This window comes from Amycolatopsis solani (assembly GCF_033441515.1).
In the GTDB taxonomy this organism is placed as follows: domain Bacteria; phylum Actinomycetota; class Actinomycetes; order Mycobacteriales; family Pseudonocardiaceae; genus Amycolatopsis; species Amycolatopsis solani.
The window spans coordinates 939,379-955,099 of sequence record NZ_JAWQJT010000002.1; the positions used below are offsets into that span (position 1 = coordinate 939,379).

The 15,721-nt window shown below is 70.7% G+C and carries 19 protein-coding genes; 7 read left to right on the top strand and 12 right to left on the bottom strand.

The window, feature by feature from the left end:
- Positions 1–21: 21 nt before the first annotated feature.
- Positions 22–789, top strand: a complete 768-nt coding sequence (locus SD460_RS24965; RefSeq protein WP_290058870.1) for a polyprenol monophosphomannose synthase — start codon at positions 22–24, stop codon at positions 787–789.
- On the opposite strand, the gene SD460_RS24970 is transcribed toward SD460_RS24965, so the two are convergent.
- The gene (locus SD460_RS24970; protein ID WP_290058871.1) at positions 776–1,528 is read right to left on the bottom strand and encodes a class I SAM-dependent methyltransferase; all 753 of its coding nucleotides are present in this window, start codon (positions 1,526–1,528) and stop codon (positions 776–778) included. The two genes, SD460_RS24965 and SD460_RS24970, sit on opposite strands and share 14 nt — an antisense overlap.
- A 35-nt stretch (positions 1,529–1,563) precedes the next feature.
- On the opposite strand from SD460_RS24970, the gene SD460_RS24975 reads away from it, so the two are divergent.
- A complete protein-coding gene (locus SD460_RS24975; RefSeq protein WP_290058872.1) occupies positions 1,564–2,358 on the top strand; it encodes a PIG-L deacetylase family protein in 795 nt (264 codons plus the stop codon).
- Here SD460_RS24975 and SD460_RS24980 read toward each other — a convergent pair.
- Entirely contained in the window at positions 2,291–3,040 is a 750-nt protein-coding gene (locus SD460_RS24980; protein WP_318306807.1) for a DeoR/GlpR family DNA-binding transcription regulator, read from the bottom strand. The two genes, SD460_RS24975 and SD460_RS24980, sit on opposite strands and share 68 nt — an antisense overlap.
- Positions 3,041–3,088: 48 nt before the next feature.
- On the opposite strand from SD460_RS24980, the gene SD460_RS24985 reads away from it, so the two are divergent.
- Entirely contained in the window at positions 3,089–3,718 is a 630-nt protein-coding gene (locus tag SD460_RS24985) for an NUDIX domain-containing protein (protein WP_290058874.1), read from the top strand.
- A 75-nt stretch (positions 3,719–3,793) separates the two neighbouring features.
- On the opposite strand, the gene SD460_RS24990 is transcribed toward SD460_RS24985, so the two are convergent.
- From SD460_RS24990 to SD460_RS25000, 3 genes are all read right to left on the bottom strand, one after another.
- Positions 3,794–4,141, bottom strand: coding sequence for an RNA polymerase-binding protein RbpA (locus SD460_RS24990; protein WP_003081521.1), 348 nt, complete (start codon positions 4,139–4,141; stop codon positions 3,794–3,796).
- Positions 4,142–4,367: 226 nt separating this feature from the next.
- Entirely contained in the window at positions 4,368–5,132 is a 765-nt protein-coding gene (locus SD460_RS24995; protein ID WP_247023315.1) for a thymidine kinase, read from the bottom strand.
- 21 nt (positions 5,133–5,153) lie between these two features.
- On the bottom strand, positions 5,154–6,554 hold the full coding sequence (locus tag SD460_RS25000; RefSeq protein WP_290058875.1) for an MFS transporter: 1,401 nt from the start codon (positions 6,552–6,554) through the stop codon (positions 5,154–5,156).
- 255 nt (positions 6,555–6,809) lie between these two features.
- Here SD460_RS25000 and SD460_RS25005 point away from each other — a divergent pair, with 255 nt between their 5' ends.
- The gene (locus tag SD460_RS25005; protein ID WP_318306808.1) at positions 6,810–7,481 is read left to right on the top strand and encodes a transglycosylase family protein; all 672 of its coding nucleotides are present in this window, start codon (positions 6,810–6,812) and stop codon (positions 7,479–7,481) included.
- A gap of 43 nt (positions 7,482–7,524) precedes the next feature.
- Here SD460_RS25005 and SD460_RS25010 read toward each other — a convergent pair whose 3' ends face one another.
- A complete protein-coding gene (locus tag SD460_RS25010) occupies positions 7,525–8,316 on the bottom strand; it encodes a glycerophosphodiester phosphodiesterase family protein (RefSeq protein ID WP_290058877.1) in 792 nt (263 codons plus the stop codon).
- 66 nt (positions 8,317–8,382) lie between these two features.
- On the opposite strand from SD460_RS25010, the gene SD460_RS25015 reads away from it, so the two are divergent.
- Positions 8,383–8,754, top strand: coding sequence for a hypothetical protein (locus SD460_RS25015; RefSeq protein WP_290058878.1), 372 nt, complete (start codon positions 8,383–8,385; stop codon positions 8,752–8,754).
- Positions 8,755–8,758: 4 nt separating this feature from the next.
- Here the strand turns inward: SD460_RS25015 and SD460_RS25020 are convergent, their stop codons facing one another.
- The 5 genes from SD460_RS25020 to SD460_RS25040 form a co-directional block, all read right to left on the bottom strand.
- Positions 8,759–9,739, bottom strand: coding sequence for a tyrosine-type recombinase/integrase (locus tag SD460_RS25020; protein ID WP_318306809.1), 981 nt, complete (start codon positions 9,737–9,739; stop codon positions 8,759–8,761).
- Between the two features lie 529 nt (positions 9,740–10,268).
- Positions 10,269–10,709, bottom strand: coding sequence for an SRPBCC family protein (locus SD460_RS25025; RefSeq protein ID WP_290058880.1), 441 nt, complete (start codon positions 10,707–10,709; stop codon positions 10,269–10,271).
- 2 nt (positions 10,710–10,711) lie between these two features.
- On the bottom strand, positions 10,712–11,044 hold the full coding sequence (locus SD460_RS25030; protein WP_290058881.1) for an ArsR/SmtB family transcription factor: 333 nt from the start codon (positions 11,042–11,044) through the stop codon (positions 10,712–10,714).
- Complete coding sequence (locus SD460_RS25035; protein ID WP_290058882.1) at positions 11,041–11,487, bottom strand: SRPBCC domain-containing protein; 447 nt, start codon at positions 11,485–11,487, stop codon at positions 11,041–11,043. Before SD460_RS25035 ends, SD460_RS25030 begins: the two co-directional genes overlap by 4 nt.
- 256 nt (positions 11,488–11,743) lie before the next feature.
- Positions 11,744–12,709: an SDR family NAD(P)-dependent oxidoreductase gene (locus SD460_RS25040; RefSeq protein ID WP_290058883.1), complete on the bottom strand. Its 966-nt coding sequence runs from the start codon at positions 12,707–12,709 to the stop codon at positions 11,744–11,746.
- Between the two features lie 89 nt (positions 12,710–12,798).
- On the opposite strand from SD460_RS25040, the gene SD460_RS25045 reads away from it, so the two are divergent.
- Together SD460_RS25045 and SD460_RS25050 are read left to right on the top strand one after the other, a co-directional pair.
- Positions 12,799–13,404 carry a TetR/AcrR family transcriptional regulator gene (locus SD460_RS25045; RefSeq protein ID WP_290058884.1) on the top strand — a complete coding sequence of 202 codons (606 nt, stop codon included), beginning with the start codon at positions 12,799–12,801 and terminating at the stop codon, positions 13,402–13,404.
- Positions 13,388–15,010 (top strand): acyl-CoA dehydrogenase family protein, encoded by a 1,623-nt coding sequence (locus tag SD460_RS25050; protein WP_290058885.1) that lies wholly within the window; start codon positions 13,388–13,390, stop codon positions 15,008–15,010. Before SD460_RS25045 ends, SD460_RS25050 begins: the two co-directional genes overlap by 17 nt.
- Here the strand turns inward: SD460_RS25050 and SD460_RS25055 are convergent.
- Positions 15,007–15,498, bottom strand: a complete 492-nt coding sequence (locus tag SD460_RS25055; protein ID WP_290058886.1) for a pyridoxamine 5'-phosphate oxidase family protein — start codon at positions 15,496–15,498, stop codon at positions 15,007–15,009. The two genes, SD460_RS25050 and SD460_RS25055, sit on opposite strands and share 4 nt — an antisense overlap.
- Between the last annotated feature and the right edge of the window lie 223 nt (positions 15,499–15,721).

The following is a 15,721-nucleotide window of genomic DNA, read 5'->3' on the forward strand; positions in this document are numbered from 1 at the left end:
GCGGATATCGGAGGAGCACGGATGTCGCAGGCGCCGCGGGGGGCCCGGGAAATCGATCCGGTGCTGGTGGTGATCCCGACGTACAACGAACGGGAAAACCTCGGCCCGATCCTGGATCGCTTGCACAAGGTACTCCCGGACGTGCACGTGCTCGTGGTGGACGACGGGAGCCCGGACGGCACCGGCGAGCTGGCCGACGAGCGCGCGGCCGCGAACGACCACGTCCACGTCCTGCACCGCACCGAAAAGGCCGGCCTGGGTGCCGCCTACATCGCCGGGTTCCGCTGGGGCCTGGCGCGCGAGTACAGCACGATCGTCGAGATGGACGCCGACGGCTCGCACGCGCCCGAGGACCTGCCGCGCCTGCTGGACGCCGTCGGTGACGCCGACCTGGCGATCGGCTCCCGGTACGTGCCGGGCGGCAGCGTGGTGAACTGGCCGCTCAACCGCCAGGTCCTCTCGCGTGGCGCGAACGTCTACTCGCAGCTCGCGCTGGGCATGCGGGTGCGGGACATCACCGCGGGGTTCCGCGCTTACCGCCGCCCGGTGCTGGAGAAGCTGGCGCTGGACGAGGTCAATTCGCACGGCTACTGCTTCCAGATCGACCTGACCGTCCGCACCGCGGACGCGGGCTTCGAGATCGTCGAGGTGCCGATCACGTTCACCGAGCGCGAGATCGGCGAGTCGAAGATGAGCGGCTCGATCATCCGCGAGGCGTTCCTGCGGGTGGCGAAGTGGGGCGTGGAGCGCCGCTGGCAGCAGGTGCGGCGGCTGGTCAAGCGCGGCTGAGCCGCGCGGTCACGATCCACGTCCGGGCCCCGAGGAGCACGCCTTCGGAGGTTTCGCGCGCGGCGAATGCGGCCCGGAGGCGGGCCACGGCGTGGTCGTCGCCGCCGGGCAGCAGCTGCTGGACGTCGTGCAGCCCGAGGGCGAACTCGGTCGCCGTGGCCGCGTCCGGGCCGTAGCAGACCGGTTCGCGCAGCTCGGTGAACTCGACGCCGGTGAAGCCGGCCCCTTCCAGCAGCGCCCGGGTGCGGCCGGGGTCGCCGAGGGAGAAGTGCGGCCCGGGCGGCGGTGGCTCGGTGCCCGGGGCCAGTGCGTCGCTCAGCACCGAGTACCACTCGTTGCGGTCGCGCTCCTGCCAGACGAGCAGCACCAGGCGGCCGCCGGGCCGCAGCGCGCGGGCCAGGCCGGCGAACGCCGCGGGCGGGTCGGGGAAGAACATCGCGCCGAACCGGGACAGCACGACGTCGAACGCGGCGAGCGGGAACGGGTGCGTCTGGACGTCGGCGACCTCGAACGCCGCTCCGCCGAGCTCGCGGGCCTTGGCGATGGCCGGTGCCGAGAGGTCGACGCCGAGGGCGTTCGCGCCCGCCTGGGCGGCTTCGCGGGTGGACTCGCCGGTGCCGCAGCCGACGTCGAGGACGTCTTCGCCGGGCCGCACGGCGGCCACCGCGCGGAACCGCTCGTTCTGCCTGCGGACCTCCTCGTCGAAGATCGCCGCGAACCGGGCCCGATGGTCACTCACGTCGTCTTCTCCCGTTCTCGGCCATCATGGGGCCGATGACGACCATCGTGGCCTTCCACGCCCACGCCGACGACCCCGTTCTGCTCAGCGGCGGCACCCTGGCGCGCGCCGCGGCCGACGGGCACCGGGTGGTGGTCGTCGTGGCGACCGACGGCGTGGCCGCCGAACACCCGACGCCCCGCTGGGGTGAGCTGACGGCCGCGGCGGCGATCCTCGGCGTGCGGCGCGTCGTGCACCTGGGGTACGCCGACAGCGGGCACGGGCCGGAGCTGTACGCGGACCCGCCCGGACGGCAGCGTTTCGCCCGCGCGGACACCGAGGAGGCCGCGCACCGGCTCGCGGCCGTGCTGCACGAGGAGCGGGCCGACCTGCTGCTCGGCTACGACGCCAACGGCGGCTACGGGCACCGCGACCACGTCAAGGTGCACGAGGTCGCGCGGCGGGCGGCCCGGCTGACCGGGACCCGGCTGCTGGAGGCGACCCTGCCCCGCGACTTCGCGCTGCGGTTCGTCCGGGTGGTCCGGGCCCTGCCGATCCCGTTCGACTACGACGTCGAAGCGCTCGAGCACGCTTACAGCCCGGCCGCGGCTGTGACCCACCGCTTCGACGTCCGGCGCTTCGCCGGGCGGAAACAGGCGGCGCTGGCCGCGCACGTGTCCGACGTCCGCGGTCCGGGGCGGCTTTCGGCGGTGCTGCGGCTGCTCGTGTGGCTGCCGGCGCCGCTGTTCGCGGTGGTGGCGGGCCGGGAGTGGTTCACCGAGGTCACGCCCGCAGGATCGGCACGCCCAGGTCTGCAAGTTCCTGGGCGTGCCGGTCGGCGGAGTCGGTGATGACGCCGGCGACGTCGGCGAAGGGCAGGACGGTGAACCGGGAGGCCGCGCCGAGCTTTTCGGCGCTGGCCAGCACGTAGGTGTCGGCCGCGCGCCGGGCCAGCGTGCGCTTCATCGCGGCTTCCTCGGCGTCGCCGGTGGTGAGCCCGGCCTCGGGGTGCACGCCGGTGACGCCGAGCAGGAAGACGTCGGCGCTGATCGCCTGGGCGGCCTCGGCCGCGGCGGCGCCGCAGGTGACGGCGGAGTGCCGGAACAACCGCCCGCCGAGCAGGAAGACCTCGACCCCGCGGTGCTCGAGCAGCGCGACGGCGACGGTGGGGCTGTGGGTGACGACGGTGGCTTCGAGGTCGCGGGGGAGAGCCTTCGCGACGGCCAGCGTGGTCGTGCCGCCGTCGAGGATGACCGTCGAGCCGGGCCGGACCAGCCCGGCGGCGACCGCGGCGACCCGGTCCTTGCCGTCGGTGGCGATGGCGGTGCGGCCGGCGTAGTCGGCGACGGCGGGGGAGACAGGCAGCGCTCCGCCGTAGACGCGCTGACACAACCCGGCCGTGGCCAGGTCGCGCAGGTCACGGCGAATGCTGTCCTCGGAGACCCCGAGCTCGGCGGCGACGTCTTTCGCCAGCACCTTGCCCTCGGCCGCCAGCCGGGCGAGCAGCAGTTCACGGCGTTCCCCGACCAGCATGCACGATCCTCCTTGTTTATTCCGAGTCGTGCACATTATGGTCGCGGCATGACCTCGCCCACAAGCCTGTCCCGCAACCCGCGCGTCCGGGTCACCGACGTCGAGCTGCTTTCGTCGGCCTGGTACGTCCTGCGCCGCACGACCTTCGACTTCCAGCACCGCGACGGCCGCTGGACGACCGAGCGGCGCGAGACGTACGACCGCGGCAACGGCGCCACGGTGCTGCTCTACGACCCGGCGGGCGGGACGGTGCTGCTGACCCGCCAGTTCCGGTACCCGGTCTACGTCAACGACCACCCGGACGGCATGTTCCTGGAGACGGCCGCGGGCCTGCTGGACACCGACGACCCGGAGACGGCGATCCGCCGGGAAGCGCAGGAGGAGACGGGCGTCCGCATCGGCGCGCTGGAGCACGTGTTCGACGTCTACACGAGCCCGGGCTCGGTCACCGAGCGCCTGCACTGCTACGCGGCCCCGTACGACCCGGCGGACCGCGGTGCGGGTGGCGGGCTCGCCGAGGAGGGGGAGGACATCGAGGTGGTCGAGCTGCGGTTCGAGGACGCGCTGAAGATGATCGGCACGGGGGAGATCGCCGACGCGAAGACGATCATGCTCCTGCAGTGGGCCGCGCTGCAGGGTCCGTTCCGCGCCCCGGGCGCGCGAAACGGGGGTGGGTAGGCGAAAGGCCCCCGCGGGGGGAGGTCGCGGGGGCCTTTCCGTTGTGGTGGGAGCGGTGCTACGGGCCGAACACGGCTACGCGGACCGGGAGGTCCGGCGGCCCTTCAGCTCGGCGAGACGTTCGTTGAGCAGGTCCTCGAGCTCGGGGATCGTGCGCCGTTCCAGCAGCATGTCCCAGTGGGTGCGCGGCGGCTTGACCTTCTTCTGCTCGGGCTGCCCGCCGTCGACGATCTCCGATTCGCTGCCGTGCAGGCGGCACTCCCAGACCGTCGGGATCTCGGCGTCGTCGGAGAACGGCACCTCGAACTCGTGGTTCTTCGGGCAGGCGTAACGCACGGTGCGGCGTGGAGCGAGGTCGTGGTTGCGGTCGGTCTCGTAGCTGACCGCTCCCAGCCGGCTTCCACGAAGAACACGGTCGGCCATAGTGGGGTCCTTTCAGTCAGCTCCGGGGTGGAGCCAGGGTGATGCTCACCCTATGCAACGACTCGGGGCCCCCGGGGATTCCCGGGACACCATGTCGTTGCTCACGATGAGCTGCGTCACCCGCCGGCATCAGCTTCCTCTAGTAGGAGGCGTTTCGCGCTCCGGCGTGACGTCAATACGGCCTTCTTAGTGCTGATATCCCCCGGATGGGCTACTGGGGTGTGACTCAGGTCAACCGTAACTGACCGTGATGAGCAGTAACCGGCCCCAAGTCACCCGATCGAAAGTGGCGGCGGCACAATACCTGATAACGCACCGTAGCGAATTCGGCCTCAAATCGTGCTGAAGCTGAAGTTTCAACTACGGATTGTTCGGTATCTGCCACCACGACCGTATCGCCTTCGCGCACGACCTCGCCGTCCACCACCCTCGCGTTGAACCGCCCGGGCAGCCCGCACCAGCACAGCACCTCCACCTGAACCGGCTGCAGCTCGTCCGCCAGTTCGAACAGACGAGCGGCTCCCGGGAACAACCGGCTCCGGAAGTCCGTCGCGATCCCGAAGCAGTACACGTCGATCTCGACCTCGTCGGCCAGCTCCGCCAGCTGGTCGACCTGCGCGGGGGAGAGGAACTGCGCCTCGTCCACCACCACGTAGTCCACGTGCTGCCCGCGCGCCCACTCCTGCCGCACCAGGTCCCGCACGTCGGTCTCCTCCACGACCTCCACCGCCTGCCGCGTCAGCCCGATCCGGCTGGAGATCTGCGGCGCGCCCGACCGGTCGTGGCGCACCAGGATCAGGCCACGCCGGCCCTGCCGGGCGTGGTTGTGGTCGATCTGCAGCGCGAGCGTCGACTTCCCGCAGTCCATCGGCCCGTAGCAGAACTTCAGCCTGCCCACCGGCGGCGTACCGCGGCGCGAACCCGCCGCGGGGACCGACGACAGGGCGTCCGTGGGGTCGGGGCCGGCGGCCCGGTCGTTCACAAAGGTCACGACAGCCGACCCTATCGGGGACTACAGCACCTCCGGCGGGGTGTTGCCCGCCGCCACGATCGCCCGCCGCACCGGCACCAGCGAAACCAGCACCAAACCCGCCACGAAGAAGATCACCAGCGCCACGATGGCCAGCCGGAACGACCCCGTCGCCTGCCCGACGCCGGCGAACACCAGCGGCCCCAGCCACGACGTCCCACGCTCGCCCACGACGTAGAGCGAGTAGTACTGCGCGTCCTTGCCCGCCGGGATCATCTGGCTGAACAACGACCGCGACAACGCGTTCGTCCCGCCCAGCACCAGCCCGATCCCGACCGCCACCGCGAGGAACTGCACCAGCTGCTTCGGCTGCACGAAGTACGCCCCGGCCAGCACCGCGACCCAGATCACCAGGCTGCCCAGGATCGTCCGCTTCGCCCCGATCCGCCGCGCCACCAGCCCGTGCAGCGTCCCGCCCAGGTACGCCACGAACTGGATCACCAGGATCGTGACGATCAGCACGCTGTTGCCGAACCCCAGCTCGTCCTTGCCGTACTGCGCCGACACCGTGACCACCGTGTTGATGCCGTCGGTGAAGACCAGGTAGCTGCCCAGGAACGCCAGCGTCAACGGGTACGCCTTCGCCGACACCAGCGTCTGCCGCAGCTCCGCGAACCCCGCCCGCAGCACCGACTTGCCGGACACGACGTCGACCGGCTCGTGCCGCCGGGGGAGCGCCCGCACCGCCGGGATGGTGAACGCCGCCCACCACAACCCCGAGGTCAGGAAGCAGATCTGCACCGCCATGCCCTCGCTCACCCCGAACGAGTCGTGCCCGAGGTAGAACCCCAGCTGCAACGCCAGCGCCAGCCCGCCACCCAGGTACCCGAACGCCCACCCCTTCGCCGAGATGTCGTCCCGCTCGTCCGGACCCCCGATGTCCACCAGGAACGAGTAGTAGACGACCAGCGAACCCCCGTACCCGATGTTCGCGACGATGAACAGCACCACACCCAGCTGCCAGTCCGACCCCGCGAAGAAGAACATCGCCGCCGCGGCCGCCGCACCCAGGAACGCGAACCCACCCAGGATCCGCCGCTTGTTGTGACTGCGATCGGCCACCGCACCCGCGATCGGCAGCACCAGCACCTGCACCACCGTCGCCACCGACAGCAGGTAGCCCCACACCGAACCCGCAGGGAAGTGCAACCCGAACAACGACACGTCGCAGTGGTGCAACGTGTCCGCCTTGCCCGCCGCGTCGACACACGGCCTGTCCCCGTTAAGGGTGAAGTTCGTCTTCGCGTCCGCCGCCGCGATCCCGCTCATCGACAGCGCGCCGAACACCGTCGTCGACGACGAATAGAACGGCGAATTCGCCCAGTCGTAGAAATACCAGCCCCAGCGCTCGCGCTTGGTCGAGCGCGTCCCGGCCAGCGTCATCCACGGCTCCTTCGAATCAAGAACTTCCAGGTCAGCGCGGAGACTACTGGGAGGTAGCGACGCGGCTCACAGCACCTTCGCAGCGTCGTCCAAATCGTGTCCGGTTTGTCGCTTCACGCGCATCCGCCACTTCCGGGACAACCACGATCCCGTCCCCCCGGCGTGTCGCGAACAGATGTGAACAGAGTTTCATGTGAGACTCGAGCGCGCAGTGTGTCCCTTGTGGTCAATGGGACACGCTCTTACTGTGCTCCCATGATCCAGATCCGGAGACGCACCGTCGCGAGAATGCTCCTCCTCGCCTTCGCCGCCATGGGTCTGCAGCTGATCGCCCCCGCCGCCGCCAGTGCCGACCCCGCGCCGACCGCCTGGGCCAAGCTCCGCATGTGCGAATCCAGCGGCCGCTACGCCACCAACACCGGCAACGGCTACTACGGCGCCTACCAGTTCGACCTGCCCACCTGGCGCAGCGTCGGCGGCACCGGCCGCCCCGACCAGGCCGCACCCGCCGAACAGGACTACCGCGCCCTCTACCTCTACCGCATGCGCGGCTGGCAACCCTGGCAGTGCGCCGGCATGCTCAAACTCGCCGGCGACGCCGACGCCCGCAGCAAGCGCATCCCCACCTACGCCGACTCCGCCTACATCGGCGGGGGACCGGCCCCCGCACCCACCCCGCCCGCACCCGGCGGCCCCATGCCCGCCTGGCCCGGCGTCGTCTACCAATACGGCGACTGCGCCGCCCCGCTCAAGGCGTTCCAGCTCCGCATGAACACCTACGGCTACGGCTTCACCGGCACCGGCTGCTACTACGAAAAGACCCGCACCGCCGTCCTCGACCTCCAACGCGCCAACGGCATCAAGGACAGCGGCCTCCTCGGCCCCAAAACCTGGACCGCCGCCTGGCAGGGCAAAGCACCCCGCTGACCCCCTCGTGAGTGTTTAGGACGGTTCTAACCGTCCTAAACACTCACGACTCCTGCGACCGCTGCCACGTACCCCGCTCGATCAGCACCTCGCGCAGCAGGTCCGGCCGATCCGTCACGATCCCGTGCACCCCCAGGTCCAGCAGCATCCGCATCTCCGCCGGATCGTCGATCGTCCACGTGTGCACCTCGATCCCGGACCGGCCCGCGATCGACAGGAACGCCTTGTCCACCACCCGCAACGCACCCTGCCGCACCGGCACCTGCGCCATCGCACCCAGCACCAGCCGGCCCAGGGGGAGCAGCGGCAGCTTCCCCCGCGCCCACAACGCGAACGCCGACCGCGGCCCCATCGCCGTCACCAGCTTCGGCCCCGCCAGCTTCCGCAACCGCACCAGCCGCGCGTCCGAAAACGCCGCCGCCGCCACCCGGTCGTGCGCACCCGTCCGCTCCAGCACCCGCACGAACGGCTCCACCGCCTGATCGGCCTTCACATCGACGTTGAACCGCGCACCCGGCAGCTCCTCCAGCACGTCCTCCAACCGCGACAACGGCACCTTCCCCCCGACCTTGACCCCCTTCAGCTGCGCCCACGTCTTCGACGCGATCGCCCCGGCCCCATCCGTCGTCCGGTCCAGGTTCGGATCGTGGTGCACCACCACCACACCGTCCGCCGTCGCGTGCACGTCCGTCTCCAGGTACCGGTACCCCTCCGCACACGCCCGCTGGAACGCCGGCAGCGAATTCTCCAGCCCGTCCAGCTCGTCGAGGTGCCAACCGCGGTGAGCGAAGGCACGGGGGAGCGGGTCGGCCAGGTACGGGAACGACGGGTGCATCCCTCAAGTGTGCACTTCCGCCATGACCCCGGCATGACCCGGCGATGGCCAGCTAGGGTCTCCCGGGTGAGGGAAGCCGCCGAATTCACCCAGCTCGAACCCGTCCCGGCCCGCCGCGGCGCCCCCAAGCACTGCGGCTGGTGCGGCCGCCGCCTCCCGGAAGCCGGCAACGTCGGCCGCCGCCGCCGGTACTGCGGCCAATCCTGCCGCCAGCGCGCCTACGAACGCCGCACCGCACTCCAGCGAAGCGGACTGCCCGAAGACGCCGTCGTGCTCTCCGACACCGAGATCGCCGCCCTCCAGGACCGCCTCTTCCAGCTCCGCTGCGCCGCCGAAGACATCGTCACCGCCGCCGACGACGGCGCCGACCCCCGCGAACTACGCGGACTCGCCGACGAAATCGCCCGCGCCGCCAAAGACCTCGAACAACTCCGCTGATCCCTCACCCCAGCCCGTCCAACGCCCGGTACGTCCGGTTGCTCGCCGCCGCCGCCCGCTGCTCACGACCCGTCGCCTCGATGTAGTTCTGACTCGTCGCCAAACTCGCGTGCCCCAGCAACGCCATGATCTCCGACGCCGTCGCCCCGTCCTCCGCCAGCCGCGTCGCGAACGTGTGCCGCAACGCGTGCAAGTTCGCCCCCGCCGGCACCCGGTCGTGCAACCCTGCACCCCGGTAACACGACTTCACCAGGTACTCCAGCGCACCCCGCCCGATCGCCTCACCCGCCCGATCCAGCAGCAACGGCGAACCAGGGGAGAACCGCGCGTGCGGGAACCGCACCCGGCACGACTCCCGGTACCGCTCGATCAGCTCCGCCAGCACCGGCTGCACCGGGATCGACCGCTCCCGGCTGCCCTTCCCCTTCACGTGCAACCGCAGCTCACCCGCGCGCCCCACCAGCGACCGCGACGTCAGCGCCCGCATCTCCGCCGCCCGCAATCCCGCCACCAGCCCCAGCGCGATCACCAGCACGTCCCGCTCCGGCCACGGGTCACGCGCGCGCCGCGAACCCGCAGCCGCCGCCGACAGCAGCTGCTCCGGGGTTTCCTCGCCCCGCAACGGCTTCGGCGTCAACGCCGGCGTCCGCGGCCGCGCCACCGCGCCCATCGGGTTGCCCGGCAACAGGCCGTCGGCCACGCAGAAAGTCAGGAACTGGTTCCACGTCGACCACGCCCGCAGCACCGAGCTCTTCGCGTGGTCGTCCGCGAACGCCCCGAACGCCGTCCGCAGCGCCGGTCCGGTCAGCTCGGCGACCTCCAGGTCCTCGGCAGGGCGGCCCAGCTCCGAAACCAGGAGAGTGGTGATCCCGGCGAGGTCCCGCCGGTAGGCGTCGGTGGTGTGCGGCGAGTCCTTGCGCGGCCGGCGGGCGGCGAAGAAGGCTTGCTGTGCCTCGGAAAGCCTCATGTGGATCTTGTACCGCACACCACCGACAGTTTCGGTGGCCGGGTCCCGACCCGACATTTCATGCATAATTGCCATTATGCATGAAATGTCGGTTTAGCCCGGAACGACCTCCCGGGGGATCCGGAACTCTCTCGGAGACGATTTCGGGCTCCGAATCGCCACTGGACGCCCCGCGGCGGGGATGTGCACGTATGTTCGAGCACGTGAGCCACTGGGTCTGGCCTGCGGCGATCCGCGGCGATGTCGAAACGTCGTCGGCTGTCGTCTCGAGACTCGGATTACCTACCGGAGTTTCGTCACCGTGACGTTTTGAGGTCGAGTGGCTGGACGTCGACTCCGCAGCTCCAGGGGATGCTCCTACGGCCCCCGGAAGCGCCTTTAGGGGCAACTAGGGCTTGACGCTAGAGAAGGGTGGGCGACAAACCTCAGGAGAAGCCGTCCTGACGAACTTCGTACGCGACCGCGGGACCCGCGCCTGGGCACCCCTCCCGGCTTCCCGTCGCAGCGTGTCCCCGAGTGCCGATAATGTACATTATGTCAAGTAACGTCAGTGCCAGTCGCTGATCGTCACGTCCCGCGGCGCCGGGGCGCCCTCCCCGGTCTCCACGAGCTGCTTGAGGCTCATCAGGTAGATCGCCCACTTCGTGCTGCAGTGGTGCATGAACTCGCCCGCCTCGCGCCAGCCTTCGTGCTTGAACAGGACGATCGTGTAGTCGCTGCGCTGTGCGAGCTCCCAGCGGATCGTCGTGCCGATCCACTCCGGCGGTCCGTCGACGACTTCCCAGCGGACGAGCCGGCCCGGCTCGAGTTCGACGACCTTCATGTCGAAGCCGCCCGGGATGAAGCGGAAGGCGATGACGCCGCCGGGTTCGGTGTCCCCCACGGTCTTTTCGGTCCACCAGGCGGAGAGGCCGTCGAGGGTGGTGAGGGCTTCGTACACGGTTTCCGGTGTGGCCTTTTCGATGCCGATGCGGTGCAGGATGTCCATTTTCACCGGTTCCTTTCGATGGTTTCGGCGATGTGCTTGATGCGGCGGAGCCGGGCGTCCCAGGCGGTGCCGACGTCGGTGAGCTGGGCGACGGCGCGGGCGAGCTGGGTTTCGTCGACGCGGAACTGCTTTTCGCGCCCTTCGGCCTGCGCGTGGACGAGGCCGACGCGGTCGAGGATGGCGAGGTGCTTGGCGACGGCTTGGCGGGTCACCGGGAGGTGTTCGCTGAGGCTGGTGGCGGTCCCCCGGCCTTCGGCGAGCAGCAGGTCGAGCATGCGGCGGCGGGTGGGGTCGCCGACGGCCGACCAGAGGTCGTCGTCCACGGCGGTGGTCACGAGGTGGCTCCCACCTTGGCGGTGACGGCGGGGATGCGGGGCAGGAAGTGGTCCCAGCCGCTTTCGTGGTCGGCGTATTCGGCGGCGATCTTGGCTTCGTCCCAGCCGCGTTCGCGGAAGCCGGTTTCGGTCATGCGCAGGCGGGTGCCGGTGCCGGCTGGTTCGAGTTCGAAGACGACGAGGAAGGAGTTCCCGGGTCCGGCGGTCTCCCCTGCCGCGTGGGTCCAGCGGAAGGAGAAGAGCTTCGGCGGGACGGCGTCGACGACGGTGAAGCGGACTTGGCTGTCGCCGAAGGTGATGTGTCCTTCTCCCCCGGGTTCGGCGGGGTAGTCGGCTTCGTCGGGCCACCATTCGCGGACGTGTTCGGGGTTGCTGACGACGTCGAAGACGGTGTCGGGGGTGGCGTCGATGTGGATTTCGCGTTCGAGGGTTCCGTGGTCCATGGCTGCTCCTTGTGCAACGTTTGGTTGCTTGTCACGTTAGCTTTCGATGAGCTGATGTGCAACCGTAAGTTGCGCAGGGATCCCGAAGACGGGCGCTCCCCTGCTGTTACCTGACCGAGTGATCCGGGGTGCCGTGGCTTGCGGGGGCTGTTGACTTTGGAGGTTCAGGCCTGGCCGGTCCGGTAGACGGTGCTGACGTACAGCGTGGTGTCGTTCGTCTACAACACGGCGAGCCTGGGGATCGCGGTCGGAGTGCTCACCGGGAAGTGAGGTCGACGCCGGTGAGTTCGGCCGAGAGGGTCCACAGGCGGGCGGCTTCGGCGGGGTCGATCGCGTAGTCGCGGACGCCGGCGCGGAGCCCGACGTCGGTGGCGCCGTCGCCGTCGGGTGCGCGTTCGGCGATGTCGCAGTCTTCGAGGTAGACGCCGCCGAGGCCGTCGAGCTGGGGTGAGGTGGCGGCCCAGACCTGGGTGGCGGCACCGGCTTCGGGGGTTTTGAAGTAGCCGCTGGGGACGCCGTTTTCGTCGACCCAGCCTTGGGCGACGCGTTCTTCCTGCGGGATGTGGCGGGCGAGGTGGGTCAGGATGGAACCGGGGTGCAGGGCGAAGGCGCGTACGCCGCGGTCGCGGCCGAGCCGGTCGAGGTTTACGGCGAACAGGACGTTGGCGGTCTTGGCCTGACCGTAGGCGAGCCACTTGTCGTAGCCGGTTGCGAAGTGGGGGTCGGCCCAGCGGATGGGTGAGAGGTGGTGGCCGCGGGAGGAGACGGAGACGACGCGGGCGCCGTCGGCGATGGCCGGCCAGAGCCGGTTGACGAGGGCGAAGTGGCCGAGGTGGTTGGTCGCGAACTGGGCTTCCCAGCCGGGGCCGACGCGGGTTTCGGGGCAGGCCATGACGCCGGCGCTGTCGATGACGAGGTCGAGGCGGCGGCCGGTGGCGAGGAAGCGGTCGGTGAAGGCGTGGACGCTGTCGAGGTCGCCGAGGTCGAGTTCGCCGACTTCGGCGCTCCCGCCGAGGGCGGTTTCGGCGGCCGCGGGGCGCCGGGCGGGAACGAGCACGCGAGCGCCGGCGGCGGTGAGGGCGCGCGTGGTTTCGAGGCCGATGCCGGAGTAGCCGCCGGTGACGAGGGCGAGTTTGCCGGTGAGGTCGATGCCGTGGAGGACTTCGGCGGCGGTGCTGGTGGCGCCGAAGCCGGAGCCGATTTTGTGCTGCGGGGTGGTCATGGTTTCGACGGTAGGAGCTGGAGTGCGCTCCAGTGCAAGTCTCGGTCGAGCGTTGACTGAAGCAATGAATCGGTGCTTCACTTCTTGACGTGCCCTACCGCCGCACCGCGAAGGTGCAGGAACGCCTGGACGCCCAGCGCGAGACGATCGTCGCCGCGGCGACCGAACAGCTGGCCGAGCACGGGTACAGCGGCTGCTCCGTCGCCGCGGTCGCCGAGCGGGCCGGGGTCGCCGTTGGCAGCGTCTATCGGCACTTCCCCACCAAGGCCGATCTCGTCGTGCACGTGTTCCGGCAGGTCGTGACGCGGGAGGTCGACGCCGTGCGGGCCGCGTCCGCGCGGCCGGGTGCGCCCGCCGAGCGGGTCCTGGCCGTGTTCGAGACCTTCGCCCAGCGTGCGCTGAAGGCGCCTCGGCAGGCCTACGCGCTGCTCGCCGAGCCGGTCGACGCGCTGATCGACGCCGAGCGGCTCGAGTTCAGGCGCGCGTTCACCGAGGTGGTCGCCGAGCACGTCGCCGCCGGGGTGAAGGAGGGCGCGCTGCCGCCGCAGGACGGCCGGCTGACCGCCGCCGCGTTGGTCGGGGCCGCCGCCGAAGTCTTGATCGGCCCGTTGACCAGCGGTAACGCCGGTGACGTCGCCGAGCTCCGCACGTTCGTCGTCCGCGCTCTAGGAGGTTCCGATGCCCGCCACGCATGAGGTCACCAACCAGGTCCCGCCACTGGCCGGCCACGACGTCGGCGCCGACCCGGCGCTGCTCGAAGGGCTCGAGCGGGCGGGCGCGGGCTGGGCCGCGGGCGAGGTGCACGAGCTGGGCCGGCTGGCCGGCAGCGAGCGGGTCCAGGAGTGGGGCCGGCTGGTGAACGAGAACGAGCCGGTGCTGCGCACGCACGACCGCTACGGCAACCGGATCGACGAGGTCGAGTTCCACCCGCACTGGCACGAGCTGATGAACGTCGCGGTGTCGCACGGGCTGCACGGCACGCCGTGGCGTGACGGCCGCGAAGGCGCGCACGCGGCGCGGGCGGCGAAGTTCTACGTGTGGGGTCAGGCCGAGTTCGGGCACAGCTGCCCGATTTCGATGACCTACGCGGCGATCCCGGCGCTGCGGGCCAACCCGGAGCTCGCCGCGCGGTACGAGCCGCTGCTGGCCTCGACCGAGTACGACTTCGGGCTGCGCGAGCCGAGCACCAAGCGCGGCCTGATCGCGGGCATGTCGATGACCGAGAAGCAGGGCGGCTCCGACGTCCGCGCCAACACGACCACGGCGACCCCGGGCGCGGACGGCAGCTACACCCTGGTCGGGCACAAGTGGTTCACCTCCGCGCCGATGTCGGACATGTTCCTGACCCTGGCGCAGGCCCCCGGCGGGCTGTCGTGCTTCCTGCTCCCCCGCGTGCTGCCCGACGGCTCGCGCAACCCTATCCGGCTGCAGCGGCTGAAGGACAAGCTGGGCAACCGGTCGAACGCGTCGTCGGAGATCGAATACGACAACGCCGTCGGCTGGCTGGTCGGCGAAGAGGGCCGCGGGGTCCGCACGATCATCGAGATGGTCAACAACACCCGGCTGGACTGCACGCTGGGCAGCGCGTCCGGGATGCGGCTGGGCACGGTCCGCGCGGTGCACCACGCCACCCACCGGTACGCCTTCGGCAAGGCCCTGGTCGACCAGCCGCTGATGGCGAACGTGCTGGCCGACCTCGCGGTCGAGTCCGAGGCCGCGACGACGGTGGCGATGCGGCTGGCCGCGGCGGGCGACCGGCCGGGCGACCCGCAGGAGCAGGCGTTCCGGCGGCTGGGGCTGGCGGTGTCGAAGTACTGGGTGTGCAAGCGGGCGCCGGTGCACGCGGCCGAGGCCCTCGAATGCTTCGGCGGCAACGGGTACGTCGAGGAGTCGGGCATGCCGCGGCTCTACCGCGAGGCTCCGCTGTCGTCCATCTGGGAGGGTTCGGGCAACGTGGCGGCGCTGGACGCGTTGCGCGCCATGGGCAAGCAGCCCGAGTCGGTGGCGGCGTTCTTCACCGAGGTCGAGCAGGCCGCCGGCGGTGACGCGCGGCTGGACGACGCCGTCGACCGGCTCCGCAAGGAGCTGACCGGCCTCGACGCGATCGAGTACCGGGCGCGGCGGGTGGTCGAGTCGATGGCGCTGGTCCTGCAGGGCTCGCTGCTGGTGCGCCACGGCCACCCGGCGGTCGCGGACGCGTTCTGCGCCTCCCGATTCGGCGGCGACTGGGGCATCGCGTTCGGCACGCTCCCGGCCGGCGTCGACACGGGAGCGATCATCGAGCGCGCCGCCGTGCGCTAACCGCGTGCGGCCCGCTGCCGGGCGAGCTCCTCGACCGCGCTGGGGAGGGTCTCCTCGAAGTCGATGAGCTTCGCCCAGGTCGGGGTGACGACGATGCGGACCATGCCGTCGTAGAGCGAACGCACCTCGCGCTCCCACTCGACGCGCTGCTCGGGCGTCATCTCGTAGCTGCCGTTCATCTGGAGGTACTCCTCGGGGATGCCGTCGACGACGTCGAGTTCGGCGCGGCCGCGCAGCAGCAGGATCTTCGGCGGGTGGGCTTCGACGTCGATGGTGAGGGCGACGGCCGGGTTGGCCCGCAGGGACCGCAGCTTGGGCATGTTCTTCGCGGTGCACATGACGAGCTCCGAGCCGTTCCAGGTGAACGCCATCGGGACCGAGCGCGGGGTGCCGTCCTGGGCGACGTAGGCCAGCCGGGCGATGTCGCGCGCCAGCAGCTCCTTGGCGTACGGCCGGTTCAGTACCTCGGTGATCTCGTGCTGCTCCATGGTGTCCTCCGGGTCCGGGACGGCCCTTGGTGGCCGTTGCTGACCCGGGGACGGAGCCGGCGGCGGGTTTTCGACATCAACCGCCGAGTGCGTCGAGGCAGGGACTGGGCGGGCGCGCGGGGAGTGCCGCACCCGCGCGCCCGCACCCCCAGTGGCCCGGCGGAACGCCGCCGCTGCGGGACAGGAGGCAATGGCCTGCGTGCTGGATACCGCGGATTCCGCG